This window comes from Ruegeria sp. YTSA108, from assembly GCF_059610185.1.
This window is the reverse complement of the sequence record NZ_JBXWND010000012.1, coordinates 1-17,367: the sequence shown is the minus strand read 5'-3', so window position 1 is coordinate 17,367 and position 17,367 is coordinate 1. Positions and strand designations below refer to the sequence as shown.

General features: G+C 53.2%; 16 protein-coding genes and 1 tRNA gene. 10 read left to right on the top strand and 7 right to left on the bottom strand.

Going from position 1 to position 17,367, the window contains the following annotated elements; all coding sequences use genetic code 11:
* Positions 1-46: 46 nt before the first annotated feature.
* Entirely contained in the window at positions 47-1,111 is a 1,065-nt protein-coding gene (locus AC2FHW_RS15735; protein ID WP_271950342.1) for an AraC family transcriptional regulator, read from the bottom strand.
* 169 nt (positions 1,112-1,280) lie between these two features.
* On the opposite strand from AC2FHW_RS15735, the gene AC2FHW_RS15730 reads away from it, so the two are divergent.
* Positions 1,281-2,687: a metal-dependent hydrolase family protein gene (locus AC2FHW_RS15730; RefSeq protein WP_271950340.1), complete on the top strand. Its 1,407-nt coding sequence runs from the start codon at positions 1,281-1,283 to the stop codon at positions 2,685-2,687.
* Positions 2,688-3,025: 338 nt separating this feature from the next.
* Here AC2FHW_RS15730 and AC2FHW_RS15725 read toward each other — a convergent pair whose 3' ends face one another.
* On the bottom strand, positions 3,026-4,351 hold the full coding sequence (locus tag AC2FHW_RS15725) for a tetratricopeptide repeat protein (RefSeq protein ID WP_496822198.1): 1,326 nt from the start codon (positions 4,349-4,351) through the stop codon (positions 3,026-3,028).
* Positions 4,352-4,495: 144 nt separating this feature from the next.
* Here AC2FHW_RS15725 and AC2FHW_RS15720 point away from each other — a divergent pair, with 144 nt between their 5' ends.
* The 6 genes from AC2FHW_RS15720 to AC2FHW_RS15695 all read left to right on the top strand — a co-directional run bounded on the left by AC2FHW_RS15720 (position 4,496) and on the right by AC2FHW_RS15695 (position 10,246).
* A complete protein-coding gene (locus AC2FHW_RS15720; protein WP_271950336.1) occupies positions 4,496-4,804 on the top strand; it encodes a hypothetical protein in 309 nt (102 codons plus the stop codon).
* A 4-nt stretch (positions 4,805-4,808) separates the two neighbouring features.
* A complete protein-coding gene (gene gntH / locus AC2FHW_RS15715) occupies positions 4,809-6,263 on the top strand; it encodes a guanitoxin biosynthesis MBL fold metallo-hydrolase GntH (protein WP_271950334.1) in 1,455 nt (484 codons plus the stop codon).
* Between the two features lie 82 nt (positions 6,264-6,345).
* A complete protein-coding gene (locus tag AC2FHW_RS15710) occupies positions 6,346-7,455 on the top strand; it encodes an HlyD family secretion protein (protein ID WP_271950332.1) in 1,110 nt (369 codons plus the stop codon).
* 29 nt (positions 7,456-7,484) lie between these two features.
* Positions 7,485-8,171 (top strand): ABC transporter ATP-binding protein, encoded by a 687-nt coding sequence (locus AC2FHW_RS15705; RefSeq protein ID WP_271950330.1) that lies wholly within the window; start codon positions 7,485-7,487, stop codon positions 8,169-8,171.
* On the top strand, positions 8,171-9,574 hold the full coding sequence (locus AC2FHW_RS15700; protein ID WP_271950328.1) for an ABC transporter permease: 1,404 nt from the start codon (positions 8,171-8,173) through the stop codon (positions 9,572-9,574). The genes AC2FHW_RS15705 and AC2FHW_RS15700 overlap by 1 nt, the downstream gene beginning before the upstream one ends.
* 18 nt (positions 9,575-9,592) lie before the next feature.
* Positions 9,593-10,246 (top strand): DUF3299 domain-containing protein, encoded by a 654-nt coding sequence (locus AC2FHW_RS15695; RefSeq protein ID WP_271950326.1) that lies wholly within the window; start codon positions 9,593-9,595, stop codon positions 10,244-10,246.
* Between the two features lie 1,091 nt (positions 10,247-11,337).
* Here AC2FHW_RS15695 and AC2FHW_RS15690 read toward each other — a convergent pair.
* From AC2FHW_RS15690 to AC2FHW_RS15675, 4 genes are all read right to left on the bottom strand, one after another.
* A complete protein-coding gene (locus AC2FHW_RS15690) occupies positions 11,338-12,711 on the bottom strand; it encodes an RNA-dependent RNA polymerase family protein (RefSeq protein WP_496822196.1) in 1,374 nt (457 codons plus the stop codon).
* Positions 12,711-12,905 carry a helix-turn-helix transcriptional regulator gene (locus AC2FHW_RS15685; RefSeq protein WP_496822194.1) on the bottom strand — a complete coding sequence of 65 codons (195 nt, stop codon included), beginning with the start codon at positions 12,903-12,905 and terminating at the stop codon, positions 12,711-12,713. The genes AC2FHW_RS15690 and AC2FHW_RS15685 overlap by 1 nt, the downstream gene beginning before the upstream one ends.
* Before the next feature lie 174 nt (positions 12,906-13,079).
* The gene (locus AC2FHW_RS15680; RefSeq protein ID WP_496822193.1) at positions 13,080-13,709 is read right to left on the bottom strand and encodes a hypothetical protein; all 630 of its coding nucleotides are present in this window, start codon (positions 13,707-13,709) and stop codon (positions 13,080-13,082) included.
* Complete coding sequence (locus AC2FHW_RS15675) at positions 13,696-14,883, bottom strand: tyrosine-type recombinase/integrase (protein WP_496822192.1); 1,188 nt, start codon at positions 14,881-14,883, stop codon at positions 13,696-13,698. Before AC2FHW_RS15675 ends, AC2FHW_RS15680 begins: the two co-directional genes overlap by 14 nt.
* A gap of 396 nt (positions 14,884-15,279) precedes the next feature.
* Between AC2FHW_RS15675 and AC2FHW_RS15670 the strand changes: the two genes are divergently transcribed.
* Both AC2FHW_RS15670 and AC2FHW_RS15665 read left to right on the top strand, forming a co-directional pair.
* A tRNA-Leu gene (locus tag AC2FHW_RS15670) sits at positions 15,280-15,365 on the top strand.
* Between the two features lie 225 nt (positions 15,366-15,590).
* Positions 15,591-15,962: a rhodanese-like domain-containing protein gene (locus AC2FHW_RS15665; RefSeq protein WP_142638196.1), complete on the top strand. Its 372-nt coding sequence runs from the start codon at positions 15,591-15,593 to the stop codon at positions 15,960-15,962.
* Positions 15,963-16,010: 48 nt separating this feature from the next.
* Here the strand turns inward: AC2FHW_RS15665 and AC2FHW_RS15660 are convergent, their stop codons facing one another.
* Positions 16,011-16,811: an alpha/beta fold hydrolase gene (locus AC2FHW_RS15660; protein ID WP_399171133.1), complete on the bottom strand. Its 801-nt coding sequence runs from the start codon at positions 16,809-16,811 to the stop codon at positions 16,011-16,013.
* 49 nt (positions 16,812-16,860) lie between these two features.
* On the opposite strand from AC2FHW_RS15660, the gene AC2FHW_RS15655 reads away from it, so the two are divergent.
* Positions 16,861-17,235 carry a hypothetical protein gene (locus AC2FHW_RS15655; RefSeq protein WP_142638198.1) on the top strand — a complete coding sequence of 125 codons (375 nt, stop codon included), beginning with the start codon at positions 16,861-16,863 and terminating at the stop codon, positions 17,233-17,235.
* The last annotated feature ends 132 nt before the right edge of the window (positions 17,236-17,367 follow it).

Sequence of the window (17,367 nt, the reverse complement as noted above, 5' to 3'; positions counted from 1 at the left end):
ATTGAACGACTGCTAGGCGGACGAAGCCGCCGTTGAACCCGCCAGGTTAAGTGTCCGGTTCGGCGAGCAACTCAGTTTTTTCGCCGTTCTCGACTTCCTGCAATTTTCTAAAAGCGGTTGGCGTCATGCCGTTTGCGCGGCGGAAGGCTCGAGCGAAATTGGCGGCATCCGTGAACCCCAGCGCTGTAGCGATATCGGAAACCGACCTACTGGTCGTGACTAGAACCTCTCTTGCGTATTGCTGCCTCACGAAGCTTATCTCGTTGGTAATATTGGTCCCGTTCTCAGCTAGTCGTCGTTTCAGCTTGTGCTGGCTCATCGATGCGAGAGCCGCACATTTTGAAGCGCTAAGGTCAATCTGTTCGATGTGCGCCCGGAGCATTTGCCTAAAAGATTGAACAAACCCGTCGGCAGCCGTGCCGGATTTTTCCTCCGTGGCTAAACTGGATGACGCAGGATCCAGTTTTAGGGACAACCAAGACGACGGAAAGTGAATACTGAACCCCATTCTGTTCCCCTTCATTGGGTGCATCAGGTCGAATTCCGATGGTAGAACCTTGGGGTCGCTTACAGTAACTGTTACTTTCGATGGGTCCAGCCGGTTGCGTAGAGCCCGCCGGAGAACGGCCAAGCCGAGCGCCACCATGAATGCGTCGTTCTGAGCGGGCAGAATTTGGGGTGCAAAAGATCGCGTCTCTCCAAAAACTGCAGTTTGGCCGACTATATTAAGATGTTCTGTGACAGAACTGGCAATCTCGTTGGACCGCGCGATAAAGATCGACAGGAAGTCTCCAACCGTTGTCGCGCGCGCCTCAGCGTCCTCAAGTATCGTCCAACCCTGAACATCGAGTTTGCTTCCAACGCGGGCCCCAAAAAAGGGATCTTCGGCAGACTTGGCGGCGTTCTCGACAAACTGGTGGATGACCATGACGTGAACTGAGAGGTCAGCCTCAAAGATTGCACTCTCAGTTAATCCGACGCTCTCGAACACTGGTTCCGGCTCAATGCCGCATTCGCGGAGTTCCATGGCGAAGGGGCGCAAAACGCTCAGTTTTACGAGTGGTAAAGTGTGCTTCATCGATCCAGGGTTCGCTTTGATGTTCAGTTTCATTCTAGCGACGCAGAACAATTAAAAGGGAAAAAAATTGCTCAAAATTGTCCCTATGGGGCAAAATACTGTCCTTCGCGCACCTCGAAGACAGGCGAGAGTTCCGTCACTCGTTATACTGTCTCTCAGTTCAAACGCCCCGAGCGGGGGGCTGATCCAATGGGAGATGGAAATGAAAATTACTCTACAATCTGTTGCGGGGGTTTTGCTCGCGACAGCAACGGCTACGTCGTCGCTCGCTCAGGAAGAGGCTTCACCGGCACTGGTTCTATTCACGAACTGTGCGGTGTTTGATGGTCTCACCGAAACCTTGATTGAAGGGCAAAATATTCTGATTGAAGGCAATCTGATTTCGGCTGTCGGCGATACGTCGCTTGAGGCAAAAGGGGCAAACCAGATTGACTGCGATGGACGCACTTTGATGCCTGGGCTGATTGATGCGCACACGCACCTCTACATGAACATGCCCGGTGGTGTTGGCGGCATGGAGGGTGGCGCGTGGGACGAAATCGGTCCTCGGGCTGCGCATATGGCCAACGAGTATCTCTACAGCGGGTTTACCAGCGTCCGCGAAATGGGTGGCGGAGGTTCCGGTCTGAAGAAAACTGTTGACGCGGGGCTGGTTGAAGGGCCGCGCATATACCCGAGTGGCGCCTTTGTGTCGCAAACCTCGGGGCATGGTGATTTTCGCAACGCGTCACAGCGAAACCCGAACCTGCCGCCCTATGCCAATGACAGCAGCGCGCAACGGCTCGGCATCACATATGTCGCTGATGGTGTGGATGGCGTCATGACAGCCGTACGGCAGAACCTGTCCCAGGGGGCAACGCAGATCAAGCTGATGGCCGGGGGCGGCGTCGCCTCGATCCTGGATCCGCTGCACACTCTGCAATACCAGCCCGAAGAACTTGACGCAGCAGTACGCGTTGCCGCCGATTGGGACACATATGTCGGCGTTCATGTTTTTTCGGATGAAGGGATCGTGCGGGCCGTCGAGGCCGGCGTAAAAAGCATCGAGCACGGGTTTTTCGCCAGCCCCGAGACGCTGCAGCTCATGAAAGACAATGACGTTTTCCTTGTTTCGCAGATGACCGGTATCTCGCCCTATCTGGAACAAAATCCCGGCCTGCAAACCAAGGCAAATCAGGACAAGCTGGCACTTGCGACCGATCAATCCAAGGACTTCGTCGAGAACGTCAAGGCGATCCGTCCTAAGATGGCCTTTCAGTCCGACGTCGTGTTTGCCACGGGAGAGTTGCTGCGAACCCAGCTGGACTATGAGAAATGGTTCCATGCCCACCTATTTGGAAACCACGCGATGCTTGTTGCGGCAACCTCTTCGGCAGGGGAGCTTCTGGCATACTCGGGAAAAGCCAACCCTTACCTCGAAGGTCCTCTTGGTGTGATTGTCGAAGGCGCTTACGCCGACGTTCTCATTGTCGATGGAAACCCTCTTGAAGACATCAGTGTCATCGGCGGCAACGAGAAATGGTACGACGCCGAACCGCGTCCTCGTGACATCCCGACGATGCGACTGATCATGAAAGATGGCGTGATCTACAAGAATACTCTGAACTGAGTATAGCGCAGGGTGGTGGCCTACCTCGGCCACCCTGCGCGACCTCGCCCCTGTGAATGTTACGGTGAATTGATTTTCAGAGCCTTCTACATGTGCTAAACATCTTTAGCGGACATTCAACCTGTCCCTCTGTAGCCGTCACTTTGGGCTCGAAGCGGACGCCCAACCAAATCGACAGAGGGTCGGCTCTGCGGACAATTCCGCCGTTAGCTACAACAAATTCCGATGACCGCTTACGGCGTACATTAACACTACCAAGGTATGTTCGCTTGTGTTGGCGGTAAAACACACTTTACGTACGTGGGCCTGTCTCCAACCATGGCTCGAAAGGGTATATCTTAAAACCGCCATCCCGCATCCGTTAAGGCTGAAATCACCTCTTCTGATAAATCTGGACTGGAATAAAACACAGCTAGTACAAGATCTGGCCTGAACTCTGGCCAGGACTGTTTAAGTTGTTTTAGTGTTGCCTTTGCTTCCTCGAATTCACCCAAACTCTGATGGGCAGCCGCCAAATAAACCAAAGAGAGCGCGCTGACCGGGTCCCCATTGTCACTCGCAAATTTCAAAGATGCGATTGCTTCCCTAAACTCACCGATGTGGAAACTGGCAACCGCGTGAATGTTCCTGTGGGCAAACCGATGACTTCCTATCTCTCTCGGGTGGCTTGGGTCGCTGACGTCATACGCTTCTTCAAAGCGGCCCATAACCAGTAGTATCACGCCGCGAAAGTCCAGAACGTTTCCGTCATTGGGTCGAAGCGACTGCGCGAGTGCTGAATACTCCAATGCGCTGTCATAGTCGCCAGAAACGTAAGACACCCATGCCATTGCCGATTGGCTCCAGCCGTTTGAGGGCGCAATATCCACAGCTTTCTGTGCCATTTGTCCTGAATACAGTTTCAGCGCGTCACGCTCTTCCTCGCCTCGCGTTAGTAGAGCCTGGGTTCCCAGACTATGGGCCAATCCGGCATATCCACAGTAAAAATCGGGAGCCTCATTTATTGCCATTCTAAATATGTCGCTGGCCAGGATCTGGTTATCGATAGTTGCGATTGGAAACAGCAGGCCCCGAGCTTGATCGCAGTAATTTGACGCCTGTACTGCAGCGGGTGATTTAGCGGATAGAGCCTGTCGCTCAAGTGAGCGCGCGGATGTCTTTGGGTTGAGGTCGACAACCTGTTCCATGCGCCCGCCCAAGACGTAAGCAAGAGCAATGATCGCTATGGTGACAGCAGGGATACCAATCCGCCAAGGTAATCCTGGCCTGAATGGCGTATGATCGACATTGCTCTGAATTGTTCCAGAGCGGTCCTCGAACCAAGGCGCGTAGCCGCCGCTATCAATGTGAATGCGCAGATCGTCTCCAGCACCTGCAGTTTCATAGTACTGCTGAAGTTTCCGCCGTAACCGCCCCGCATCCACACGAACAACGTTGATGTGGCCGTCATCACGGGCAAAACTCTTGAAGTAAACATCCTGAGCGATTGTTTTGCCAAGAATAGCCTCGGATCTACCCGCAATGGCCTCTTCGACAACGTAGCTCAGAAAATTCCGAAGGCGTTCCGCCTTGCCAAATATGTCACTCGCCAATACCTGGTCCAGCGCGTACTTCACACGGGTCGCGTGACGTTCCGGATCAAGGGTCAATTCTCTGTCGGGCATCTGAAACTTCAAGTTTCTCTGTATTTTCAACTCCATACTGTCAAATGAATATTTGAATGTCACCCTAATTTCACGGTGTAACCCTTCCGCGTTGCGCGATGTGCCCTCAGCCTGGTGCCCAGAGATGGACTAGGCGCCAGGGCAATGACGGACATCAACTTACTAGAGCTCGCTTTTCCGGACCAAATCAGCCGCATCCGAGTCATGCGAAAGAACCATCGTGGATTCGAGGCACTTTGCGGTGACTTCGAGTTGCTCTCAACCGAGTTGGAGAGGGTCCGGAAGGTCAATGAGCAGACGTCACCATGTCTGATCGATCCTGTCACCGAAAGCCTAGACGGGCTGGCCGAGGAAATCGCCGAGCATCTCTCTCGATTCACTAATTCAGAGATTGTCCCGAAAGCCATTTCAGAAGTGGTTCCCATATTCACCCAGGCTCGAACAAAGGACTGAAAATATGATGCAAGACAGACAGAGGAAGTCAATTAAGTCACTCAGCGCACTCGCCGTCGCAGCGACATTGTTCGCCACAAATGCGTTCGGTCAGGCTCCTCCGGTACAGGAGCCCTCATCCCAAGAAGATATTGAGGCTGCACTGACTGGCGGCGTCCCAATGGGACGTTGGAAAGAGGGTCTGACCTTTGAGGGCATCTCTCCTCAACCGTGGTTGAAAAGTGCGGCAAACTGGTTCCCACGCACCGAAGATGTACAGCCCAACGAGATGAGAATTATCTTCATGGGATCTGCTCCGTTCATTCGCCCTGGACAAATGAACACGGCGATTCTTGTTGAGCTGGGTAACGGTAAGATTTTCATGTTTGACATTGGTGAGGGCTCACCAGCGAACATCATTGCCAGTGGATATGCACTGAATGAAATTACCGATGTATTCATCACGCACCTGCACGTAGACCACTTTGGTGGGCTGCCATACCTGTGGATGTTCGGAACCTGGGCAGGTGGATGGCACGAGCAGTTGACGGTCCACGGTCCATCCGGCCGCACCAAAGAGTATGGCACCGCAACGATGGTAGAAGGCATGAAAATGATGACCGGCTGGCACCGGGATGCGTTCAGCGTCTTTCCCGTTGGCAAAGGTTGGGACATCGAAGTCAACGAATTTGATTTCCGTGACAATGGCGGCGTGATCTATGATGAAGACGGGGTCAAAGTCACACACTGGCAAAGAAGCCATGCCAAGGACGGTGCGTCCGGATACCGGATGGACTGGAATGGCATGTGCTTTATCTGGACAGGTGACGGTCGACCCAACATGATCGACATTCCTTTCGCCAAAGGCTGCGATGTCTTCGTAACGGAACAGCAGCAGGAAATCATCGAAATCTCATCCGGAGTTCAAGGCGTACCGCCTTTCCTCGGGCGGTATACCGTCGACACTCATCACACGCCCAGCTATGCGGCCGGCTACATTGCCAACCTGGTGCAACCCAGACTTCTGATGAACACTCACATGAGCTATGACCCCTATCAGATCGAGGAAACCGTGGCGGAAATCCGAGAGCACTGGAAAGGGCCCTATCACTTTGGAGCGCCTGACGGGATCGTTGTGAACGTCACCAAAGATCAGATATGGGTTCGCGAAGGCATATTGCCCGAGTTTCCAAACTCACGTGCGCCGCAGTTTGACTTTAGCAACGGTCAATTGATCGTGCCGAAGCCACCCCATCGGCGCGAAGACATTCAAGAACCCTACGTGCGCGATATGGAGATCGATCCTAAGCTGTACTATCCCGAGGGATATCATCCTGAGCTGCTGACAGAGTGGCCAGTTGATGACGACCTTGTTGTTCCTCTGGAAGCGCTTCCCGAAAATCTGAAAGAGAGTATGGGCGCGGCGTGGCGCCATCGTGAAGCCAACCGCAAAGTGTTGGAAGAGCAAGGTGACAACTAAGTCATCATGACAAACAGGGCGATCACTCGTAAGTTTGGGTGGTCGTTCGAACTTTCCGGAAACATCACGAAGGAATGAAGTCTTGTTAATCGTACTTGGCCTCTACTTTGGAATAGTCTGGCTGGTCTTTTCCAAGTTTCACCTTCTCCCCTGGAATGGATTCTGGAAAACTCTGGTTTACTGTGTAGCCGGTGTTATCGCTCTGGTGGTCATCGGTGCGCTGAACCACACAACTCCGACTGGCCCGGTATCCATTCAGGGTGTTTCAACGAATATTGCTCCGAACGTGGCGGGCACGGTTACAGAAGTCGTTGTGGAGCCAAACCAGGAAGTCGCAAAGGGCGAGACCCTATTCCGGATAGATAATGAGGTTTTCCAAGCCGAGGTTTCCCGGCTCGAAGCTGTCTTGGAAACTGCAAAGTCATCTGCCGATCAACTGTTATCAGATTTATCAGCTGCCGAGGCCGAGATTGAATCCCTGACTGCTCAGCTGACTTTCGGAATTCAGCGTCGTGATGACATCATCCGTTTGGAAGAACGCGGGGCATCAACCACGTTCCAACTGCAAGAGGCTGTCTCAACCATCGACCAGTTGACCGCGAATATCCGCGCAGCAGAAGCCCGGAAGACAAGCCTTGAGCGGCGTATCGCCGCGAAGATCGACGGGCGTGACGCAGGTGTTGTGGAGGCCGAACAGACACTTGCGCAAGCTCTTTGGGATTTAGAGCAAACAGTTGTAAAAGCGCCGGGAAACGGCGTTGTCACGGCTGTATCACTACGACCAGGTAACCGCGCCACTCCGCTACAAGGGGCAATAACCTTTGTCGAACCCGGAGACTTTGCAGTAATTGCTACTCTGCCCCAATCCAGTCGTGCCAATGTTTCGGTCGGTGACGAAATCCGGCTTGCATTTAGAACGGAACCCGGCGGAGAAATTACCGGCCGTATTTCCGATTTTCCGGTCGGAACTGTCGAAGGTACTGTTGATCTAAGGTCAGGCCTTCCCTCATTGCGCGAACTAACCGGGATATCCAGCTACATCGTATTGGTTGAACTACCTGCAGATGCAGACATAAATTACTTGCAATTTGGAACGTCAGGAACAGCTTTGGTCAAGACAGACGAGGCCGGAGCCATTGGTGTTTTGGCAGAGATCCTTTTCTGGGTCACCAAGAAGCTCAATTATCTTTGAAAAACCAAGCCAAAGCATCTGTGTCATCAATGAAAACTGTAGAGCTCAAATCCTTGGTGTTTCGGTGGCCCGGTCAACCTGACCCGGTTCTCTCAGTCGATAGCTTCGATCTTGAGGCCGGGGAAAGTGTGTTTATGAAAGGCCCCAGTGGCAGCGGAAAGACCACATTGCTTTCGGCAATTGCTGGCGTGATCGATGTACCGCAAAGCGCGGTTCGCGTTGCAGGCACGGATGTCGGGGCTTTGGCCGGAGGTGATCGTGACCGTTTTCGCGTGGATCAATTGGGGATTGTCTTCCAGGTCTTCAATCTCTTGCCTTGGCTCAGTGCGCTTGAAAACACGTTGCTGCCCTGCCGGTTTTCAGCGCAACGGCGCAATCGGTCGGGGCCAGACCCCAAGGCTACCGCCACACGGTTGCTAAGTGAGCTGGGTCTTAAAGATACTGAGCTCATCAATCGACCTGCCAGCGCACTGAGTGTTGGGCAGCAACAACGCGTTGCGGCGGCGCGTGCTCTGATAGGGGCGCCTGAAGTAGTTTTGGCGGATGAACCCACCTCGGCTTTGGATGAGGAAGCGAAAGATACGTTTGTCCAGTTGTTGTTGAAGGAATGCAAAGCATCAGGGGCGAGTTTGTTATTTGTCAGCCATGATCGCAGCCTGGAAAAACACTTCGATCGGAGCGTTGACTTGCCGATGCTGAACGCGGGCAAAACGTGATGTTTAATCTTTGTTATAAAAGCCTTCTCAATCGCCGCTTTATCGCTGCGTTAACTGTTCTTAGCATTGCCTTGAGCGTGGCTTTGATTGTTGGGGTTGAACGACTGCGAACAGAGGCACGAGCGGGTTTTGCCAATTCTGCATCAGGGATCGATCTGATCATTGCGGCACGCGGAAACGATGTGCAGATCCTGATGGCAACGGTTTTTGGTGTCGGCACAACTGGCGCTGGTATCAGCTGGGACAGCTACGAGATGATCGAAGATCTGCCCCAGATAAGCTGGACAGTGCCAATCATGATGGGTGACAACCACCGTGGATATCCCGTGATCGGAACGTCCGAGCAATATTTTGACCACTTTCGTCATAGTGGCGGCCGGCAACTGATATTTGCTGAAGGTGTTCCGTTTAAATCTCCAGATGGTGCAGTGATTGGAGCAGAAGTTGCTCAGGCTTTCGGGTACACGTCAGGTACTGAAATCGTGAATGCCCATGGCTCAGGGGAAGTCGCCTTTGATGTGCACGACGAAGCGCCATTCACAGTGACCGGCGTGCTGGAGCATACCGGGACGGCCGTCGACAGAATGGTTTTTGTCTCACTCGAGGGTTTTGACGCCTTGCACGAAGAACCTGCATCAGAGGTTGCGGACCCATTCGTTTTGATCGAAGCACCAGAAGTCGCCGGAGAACACGAAGACCATGACCATGTGGAGTTAGACGAGCCTGACGAGCACGAAGAAGGGCATCAGGAACATGACGACCGTCATGCTCACGGAAGCGGCCATGAAGACGAGGGGCAAACTGTCACGACCTCTGACGGGCACGATCACGATGGCCATGATCATGAACCGGGGACCATCAACGCGATTTTTGCCGGGCTGGAGGAGAAAACGGCGGTGCTTTCAGTTCAACGGCAACTGGCAGACCATCGCGACGAGGCACTGACCGCTGTTCTTCCTAATGTTGCGCTGTTGCAGCTTTGGTCGATTACCAGTACGGCCGAGACTGCGCTGCGTCTGATGGCAGGCGCTGTGGCTGTGGCTGGAATGATCGGCATGGTGGTCATGTTGTCTGCTTCGCTCGACAACCGGCGGCGTGAATTTACGATCCTTCGATCCGTGGGCGCAACACCAGCCGGCGTCTTTTCCCTGATCTTGCTTGAAGCCGTTTTATTGTTGTCGGCCGGCATCGTGCTTGGAGTAATCGCGCTCAGCGCTCTCACGCTCGTGATAGATCCGATTCTTGCCGCAAATTTTGGGCTTCGCATCGGTGTTGGCCTGCCGAGTTTTCGCGAGGTTCTTCTCATAGCCCTCGTTTTCTGCTCTGGTCTTCTTGCCAGTATTATACCTGCGTTAAGGGTGTACCGTATGACGCTATCAGACGGACTGTCGGTGCGGCTTTGAATAAAAGGATCCGCTGAAATGAAGACCATTGCGCATTTTCTGAATATCTTATTCGCCTTTGCGATTGCGGGGCCTCTTCTAGCGGCGGATCCGCGCAACATAAGTTGGCAGGATCTCCTTCCTGAAGAGCGGCCTTACCACGATCCTTTTGCCACCCTAGAATATTCTCAGGTCAATGCGTTGGCCATGCTTTATCGGATTGAGATTCTGCATGCGGACACTGCGGATGACGAGAAGCGCGCCGAAGCGTTTCAGATCCGCGAAGACCTCGTATCTCAAGGCCTTGACCCAGATTGGTTGTTTGAACAACGCGAAATTGTGATGAACCAACGGTTGATTGCCGCGCGCGAACCGAACCTTGACCTTTTGGGGGAGAACGTGCGCCTTCCCGGCTATCTCCTTCCCCTGGATATTGTCGACCAGAAGGCGGTCGAATTCCTTCTGGTTCCGACAGTTGGAGCCTGCATTCACACACCACCACCTCCAGCCAATCAGATGGTTTATGTGCGATACGAACAAGGCTTCGAAATCGACGAGTTATATAAACCAGTCTGGATAAGCGGGGAAATGCGGGCACTGAGCAGGTCCCAGTCACTCAATTACGTGGACGGCCAGGCAAATATCGAAACCTCATATGCGATGGATGCGCTGTCGGTAGAAATCTATGACTGATCAGTCAGACTAGAGGTCCGTTCTATGGCTTCACCGGGATAAATCTTTGCACCGCACCCCTGTATCAGGATCTTTGGTTCGTGCAGATGTGACGCTGCAAATCTCATCTGAAGCTCCTTGATGATCAATAGGGCGATTTTTTTGTCACGATCCGCCATTTCGTGACCACACCAATCCGCGCGTACGGGTTTCACAAATACACCCGGCAACCCTCGCTGGTTAATCAGCTTATCATAAGTAGCAAGAACTCTTTTTCATTGCTCTTGATCGATCATGTTGTTTCTTTGACCTATTGATCAGAGTTCTTAATCGCATCGCATACCGCGCTTGTAAGCCGCCTTTCGTGCGTGTCGCAGCATCCGTTAGTTTGGGCTCGGAGTAGTCATTCGCTGCGGGTTGGATGAATGGCCGCTTTTTATGCTGTGATTAATGTAAGTACATCGGGACGAGTGAACTCAAGTTCACTAACACTGTCGCGCGCAGCGGCGCAAATGCTTGGGTCCAAATGCCTTCAACTCGTCACATCTTTTTGAGAACCCTCAATGCTGCCAGCAATGCAAAGTTCATACTACTCAGCCCCGGTCCCTCAGCTTCTTGGAAGCGCCGAAGACGCCATACTTGGTGAACTCACGCGTCGTCATCACCATGCCTTAGAACATGAGCAACGCGGCGCCAGCGGACGCTTGTTGCCGACCAACGGCTCACCTGCCACTTGAACGGGCGGACCAGCTACGACCGGAAAATCGGAAGCTGCCAGATCAGCGATGGACGCGATCTTGCCGCCGTCCTTATCCGAAAAGGGTATTGTGGGCGATATTGGTGAGCGGCCGCGCCCGGCAAAACTATGAGAGAGGCTAAACGCGACACAAGATTTTCGGCGCTATGCGCCTCAAGGTCAACTCAAGTTCACCGATATTCCAGTCGCCAGCGGCAAGCAAAGACGATACCCCAGACCCCCGGTGCACTAAGGTCCAAATATTGGGAATATCTCCGCAAACTAATAGCTTGGCCGAAACCTCCCACATCAAACCCAAGAAAGCTGATCCCAGCTATTCGGGCCTCCGGCAGATTTCGGGTTTCGCGTTCTGACGTCATGTTCCACTATACCATTTGACAGCGATTTCTGTGGAAGCGTCTTTCACGGCGTTGAGTTCACCATCGGCAATTTCGAACGTGTTCCGAAGTTTGAATAAATCGTATTCATAGTGATCCTGCACGTTCGGGATCATCGGCCCGCAGAAAGCGAATGCTTGCAGCCAGCCTTGGATCATACTTTCCAGCCTGAGGAAGTCCTGCAATCCATTGATTCGAAGAAGGGGCGACTTGTTATCGGTTGCCGCCGTCAGTCTTCCATAAACGCGCTGGCGCTGTCTCCTGACCCGGGTAGCGAATTCGTTCAAGTTCGTCTGGGTAGGTTCGGCTTCGAGTTCACCAGCCTTCGACATGAAGACATTACAACCGAGCATGCGGAAGCCCTCTTTGACCGTAGCGAACTGTTCGACCTCGCCGTGAAAGTCCCCTCCCGGCAGCCCGGCGACGCCGGAACTCAAGGCTTTGGATACGTCTTCAGCAGCATCCGGTGAGACGGAAAAAGCGAAGAAGTTGTCGGCATGATTTATCACAACTGAGCCGACCAACTTCTCCAGCGGCATGTTGGCAATGCACCAATCTGCCAAGGCTGCCGAGGACGCACTGCCCTGTGGTACACCTGGAGGGGATGATATATATCCGTACTTAGCGTATAAGGGATGTGGACCCCAGCTTGCGCTTTTTGCCAGCACGATTTGCCTTATTGCCTCTTTGGGGAGGGGTAAGGCTGCGATCAGGGCTTCTTCCGTGAAGTTAGGGAAGAAATCCGTGATGTCGATTTCTGTTACATGGGCATATCCATTCTTTTCGATGACGGTCATTGCGTGCTGGACCTTTTCGGAGAAGGTCAGGTCAGCGAACTGGAAGCCTTGCGGCGCATATGCCAGTTTCAGCAGTTTTTTGACCATGCGTTGCGCCGCACGGGCAATCGGGCCAAATGAACAGATAACCCGGAAACCCTTGCCAGATGACTTGGGTTGTTGCCAAACACGCGCGGGTTCGCCAAGGTTCTTGAGGATGTCGAACTGTTGGGTCAACTCGATCAGTTCCTCAAGCGACTTCCTGTTTTTCAGAGGTCGTCTTGCATTGTCTTCGAACAAGGCGACCAGCAGGCACCGCTTGTCGGACAAAAAGGTTTTTCCAGTTTGGTTGAACGCAGTCATCCCCTGAGTGAACTTAAGTTCACACGTGGTTAGGAGTTTCTTTTCGCGCTTGATCGCCTTCCCTAGCGTGGCGCACAACGCTTCGTTCTTCGCGTCGCTTCCACTGGAAAGTGGAAAAACGACTCCATGCGCCTTGCATAGTCCAATCTGTTTCAGTGCGATCGGGTCTGCGCCCAATGCTGGCGGCGTTTTTGTGGTGTTCGTGACTGGCATCAGATCGAACCAAAACGGCGTGTCTTAAGAAAGTCGTCAACTTCTTCTTCGCACCAATAGAGCCTAGCGCCAATCCGGATGGGGTTCGGGATATTTCCATTCTCCAAGTCACGGTAAATGCTGGAACGAGACCGTCCCCCCAGCTTATCGCTCAGTTGGTCGAGTGTGATGTAGCGGTTTGGCGCGAAAGGCATGTTGGGTCTCCTTGAAGTGTGGAGACATCCGTAGCAGCAAATAGTGTGGCCAAAAACGCCGGTAAAAAAACAATTTTTGGCCAAAAATCGACGCGCAAATTGGTGCACTCAAGTGTACGCTCGTGAACTCAAGTGAATTTGCGCAGTGCACTCAAGTTCACTGAGCGCGCGAGACTACTTGAGATTGGGCTTGATGGGTTCGTCAAAACCGAACAAGTCGTCGGGATCAGTGAGGCCAAAGATGCTGGCAATCCTTCCGGATAGCCTAGGCAAATGACTGGCGTTCTTGTCTTCCATCGCGCGCCTTAACGTGCGAGCGCTGCATTTCATAGTAGGGCCATCGGCTTGCAATTTGATACCTTGCAGTCCGAAAGACGCGAAATCCAGGACGTCGCCGTCGTTTTTGAATTTGCAATGGAGGTAGTCCTGTCGGTACCATGCCCGAATGCACTCCGTGGGCATCTCTTGATACTTGTTCTTGTCCTTAATCCAGGCCCTGACTGCGATTACAGCACGTCGCCGAACTTCGTTTTCAAATCGGCGTCTGATAACGATCAATGGCCGTTTTCCCGCCCCTTTCCAACTCGGCTTCTTTCCCAGATGATAGTCGGCGATGAGTTTGAGGAGGTGATCTGTGAGCCAATCTGGCATGGAAAGCTGATTGTCACCGCACAAGATTATTGCCTGGTACAAGGCGGTCGGATCGCCTCGCACGGCGGCCTTCTTGAACTCTGATAGTAGCCTAGCGGATGCTTCATCCGGCGGAGCAGCTAACATTCGGGCGGACGGTTCAGAAATCTTCATGGATGCTTTCTTCCTCGCCGATCACATTATGAGCCCATTCGTTCATGATCAGTCGACGTTGTTCTAGATAATCTGTCCTGCGATACGCTCGCTCGACTTGACTTCCAGCGACATGGCCGAGGCAGGTCTCTGCTATCTCGCGTGGGACATTGGTTCGTTCGGCCATCCAATCGCGAAGGCTGGACCGAAATCCATGTGGTCTGTAGGGCAACCCTGCATTCCGCATGTGTTGACCCATGGTCATGTCGGAAATCACGCCTTTGCGAAGGCCGGGGAAGAGAAAACCATCACGGTCGAAGGATTTGGTGAGTTCAACTACGCGCAGGGCTTCGCCGGACAAAGGCACGCGAAAATCCGCCGTTTGGCCTAGCCGACCCTTCATCTGATGCGCAGGGATTGTCCAAATGTCATCTTCGATCTGATCGTATCTCATATACCGGAGTGGACCTGAGCGGGCTGCCGTCAGGATCAGCATCCGCAGGGCCAGATTGGTTGTCGTGGGCACTTCTAGGGTTCTGTAGAATTCTGGAACGTCAATCCACGGCATGGCAGCAATGTGTTGTGGCGTATGCCTAGATTTACCAAGAAGCGCTTTGGCTTTTTCGGTGGCTTGCAAATCTACGTCCAACCCTAGCGCCGCAGCGTGCCTGAGAACAATGCTGAGGCGATTAATGGCTTTCCGGGCGGTTTCCCCTTTGGAATGCCAGATGGGCTTCAGGGCGTCCCGTATGTCGATCTGATCGATACCTGAGATGGGGATCTTACCCAGCTTGGGTAAGATATGAAGTTCTAGAGGAGAAAACCAGCGCCCAGCTTTACCGTCGCCCTTGAGTTCGGCCTTCCGACTTTCGAACGCGTCCAATGCGACATCCGCCAAACAATGTAGATTGCGTTCAGCCTCACGCCGTTGTTTTTCGCGTTCTTTGATTGGATCAAGACCCTTCCGGGCAAAGGCGCGCCACTGTTCCGCGTGTTCTCTTGCTTCTTTGAGCGATACATCTGCAATGGACCCAAGGCCCATTTCACGCCTGCGACCGTGTACCGTGATCCTGAGGAACCATTGCCCGCCGCCATCTTGGCGCTTGTGTAACCACAATCCGGCACCATCGTTGTGCTTACCGGGGCCTGCTGCCTTCACCGCTGCGGCCGAAAGTTTATGGATAGGCCGCGCCATCCGTCCACCCTTCTATCCACCTTATTGTCTGCGGTATCCTGCTATATCCTGACACATAACGGAATAGCTAAAGTCTTAGGGTGTCTGTCTTTTTCTAATAAGGTGGAATGTCGTGGGGTATAATGGTGCAAGGTATAAATGCCGTGTGGGGGCACCATTTCACTCTAAGATTCCTTTTGTTCCTTGATTTTTCTAAAGTCAGAATGTTTGGGACAGCGCAGGCGCTTTGCGCAACGAAGAGTTTCTCCGAGGACTTTTTCTGATGGCCTGCGTAAATGGGGTGGTGGTCAAAGGCGGCGATTGAATTTCCGCAGGTTGCATCGGCGAAACGCATTGTGTTCATAGCCTTATGGCCTTACTGGTGCTTTCAGCCTAAAAACTGGCCCAACGCGCTGTGCGGGCGTGATGGAATGGTAGACATATCAGACTTAAAATCTGAAGGGCGTATGCCCGTGTGGGTTCGAGTCCCACCGCCCGCACCACCTCTGCCACCCTGATTGATTTTCAAGTCTCGATGCAGCGGAACCTCTCCCGATTTGCTTTGGTTCGGGTTCGGCGGGAATTGAATACCGGGATTGGTCCAGCGCAAAAATCGGTGTCCTGCATTAAATGTCCAATATCTATCCAGTCTAAGGTGAGGGCCTGTCAGGCTACACCTTCCAGTTCCTGCATGTTAGCATCCCGTAAATTTCTTCAGGAGACACCATATGCCGTTGACCGTAAAACAAATGATGGAAGCTGCGAACTCCACCGTCGAGCGAATCCAGAGAGCCAAAGCGGTCGAGATCCTGGAGCGAGGTGGCCTGCTTCTGGACATCCGCGATGCAGCGGAATTGCAGCAGACAGGGCGTGCTTCGGGGTCACATCATATCCCGCGCGGTATGTTGGAATTTCGGGCCGATGACACTCTGCAATCACATGATCCAGAGCTTCGCAAAGATCGCCCAATTGTCTTGTATTGTGCCTCGGGTGGCCGCGCTGCCCTTGCGGGAAAACTGTTGCAGGACATGGGGTATGAGCAGGTCTATAACCTGGGTGGCTTGGTCGATTGGGTGAATGGCGGGGGCGAAGTCGCCTAGCCAATAGGAAACGCCAGAACCCGAGCTGTGATCGGTCGAAAGGTCAGGTCAGGCGTTGAGGAACGTCCTGACGGCGGCCTCGAACTCACGCGGTTTTTCCGCATGCAACCAATGTCCTGCACCAGGTATTTTTGCAAAACGTGCCGAAGGGAACATTCCGCGGATCACTGAGCGATGTTCAGGCAGCACATAGTCGGACTCCCCCCCGGACAAAAACAGTGTTTGACCACCCCAGGATGCGTCTATTTCAGGAAAGCCCATGATCTTGGGCATTTCAGAGGCCAAAGTATCCAGGTTCAAAAGCCAACGCTGTCCGTTGATGTCGAGTGACTGCGTGAAAAAGCTCTGAAGGGCTTTTTCGACTCCGTTGTCGGCCAGTTGTTGTTCAGCGTCCGAGCGACGCTCGACCCGGGAAAGGTCCACCGCGCGCATCGCTTCAATAAACTGAATCTGACTGTGGCTATAGGCCACCGGGGCGATGTCTGCCACCACCAGTTTGCGCAGCTTTGCGCTGTGCAGCAGGGCTAAAGTCATGGATGCCTTGCCGCCCATCGAATGTCCGACGACATCTGCCTGTCCGCCGAACTGGTCGATAACTTCGGCCAGATCATTTGCTAGATCGGAATACCCATGGTCATGCGTCCACATGCTGTTTGCGTGGTTGCGCATATCAACCGCCACAACTTGCCGCTCGTCAGATAGCCGGCGGGCGATGACCCCCCAGTTCCGGGCCGAGCCATATAGGCCATGGGCGATCAGCAAAGGGGGCTTGTCGGTAGGTTCACCATGTATGATCGTGTTCAGCATATAGCCGTGATACCCGCCGCAATCTGAAACGGCCAGCCCCATTGTGGCTCCTGTTCCACATGGGTAAACTGTCAGCTCAGGAGGCCGCAGCATGCCGCAAGACACAGATATACAAACCCAAATTGCGCAGACCATACAGCTGTTGCGTGACAAGTTGGGTGTGCGCGACAAAACGCTGACCGCCTCGGTCAAAAAGGCCAAAAGGCAACTGCCGCGCCGGATATACAAACAGGCAATGGTCCTGGCTCAAGCAGAGCAGATGGCGGCCCATCCAAAACTGCGACTTGTGCTGGACAATCCAAAACTGATCCAGGCCTCGGAAGAGGTTCAAAAACATCTGGGGGGTATCAATTTGGCGGATCGGAGGATGGGATGGTTTCTGGGAATGCTGGGCGGGCTGACTTTTAACCTGTTGGCCTTTTCTGCTTTGTTGCTGATCTTCATGTTGTGGCAGGGGCTTATCTGACCACAAAAAAAACGGCGCCGGATTGGCGCCGTTTTGTTCTTGGATGACTGAATTCTTACAAGTTTGGATAGATAGGGAATCTGGCGCAGAGGTTTGCGACTTCGGTTTTGACTTTGGCCTCGACCTCACCGT

Excerpts from the sequence above, each read along its gene's own strand:
- AC2FHW_RS15685 (WP_496822194.1), bottom strand. The coding sequence starts at position 12,905 with ATGCCTTTCGCGCCAAACCGCTACATCACACTCGACCAACTGAGCGAT.
- AC2FHW_RS15690 (WP_496822196.1), bottom strand. The coding sequence starts at position 12,711 with ATGCCAGTCACGAACACCACAAAAACGCCGCCAGCATTGGGCGCAGAC.
- AC2FHW_RS15695 (WP_271950326.1), top strand. The coding sequence starts at position 9,593 with ATGAAGACCATTGCGCATTTTCTGAATATCTTATTCGCCTTTGCGATT.
- AC2FHW_RS15720 (WP_271950336.1), top strand. The coding sequence starts at position 4,496 with ATGACGGACATCAACTTACTAGAGCTCGCTTTTCCGGACCAAATCAGC.
- AC2FHW_RS15725 (WP_496822198.1), bottom strand. The coding sequence starts at position 4,351 with ATGCCCGACAGAGAATTGACCCTTGATCCGGAACGTCACGCGACCCGT.
- AC2FHW_RS15730 (WP_271950340.1), top strand. The coding sequence starts at position 1,281 with ATGAAAATTACTCTACAATCTGTTGCGGGGGTTTTGCTCGCGACAGCA.
- AC2FHW_RS15660 (WP_399171133.1), bottom strand. The coding sequence starts at position 16,811 with ATGGGGCTGGCCGTTTCAGATTGCGGCGGGTATCACGGCTATATGCTG.
- AC2FHW_RS15735 (WP_271950342.1), bottom strand. The coding sequence starts at position 1,111 with ATGAAACTGAACATCAAAGCGAACCCTGGATCGATGAAGCACACTTTA.
- AC2FHW_RS15705 (WP_271950330.1), top strand. The coding sequence starts at position 7,485 with ATGAAAACTGTAGAGCTCAAATCCTTGGTGTTTCGGTGGCCCGGTCAA.
- AC2FHW_RS15665 (WP_142638196.1), top strand. The coding sequence starts at position 15,591 with ATGCCGTTGACCGTAAAACAAATGATGGAAGCTGCGAACTCCACCGTC.
- AC2FHW_RS15675 (WP_496822192.1), bottom strand. The coding sequence starts at position 14,883 with ATGGCGCGGCCTATCCATAAACTTTCGGCCGCAGCGGTGAAGGCAGCA.
- AC2FHW_RS15655 (WP_142638198.1), top strand. The coding sequence starts at position 16,861 with ATGCCGCAAGACACAGATATACAAACCCAAATTGCGCAGACCATACAG.
- AC2FHW_RS15680 (WP_496822193.1), bottom strand. The coding sequence starts at position 13,709 with ATGAAGATTTCTGAACCGTCCGCCCGAATGTTAGCTGCTCCGCCGGAT.
- gntH (WP_271950334.1), top strand. The coding sequence starts at position 4,809 with ATGATGCAAGACAGACAGAGGAAGTCAATTAAGTCACTCAGCGCACTC.
- AC2FHW_RS15700 (WP_271950328.1), top strand. The coding sequence starts at position 8,171 with ATGTTTAATCTTTGTTATAAAAGCCTTCTCAATCGCCGCTTTATCGCT.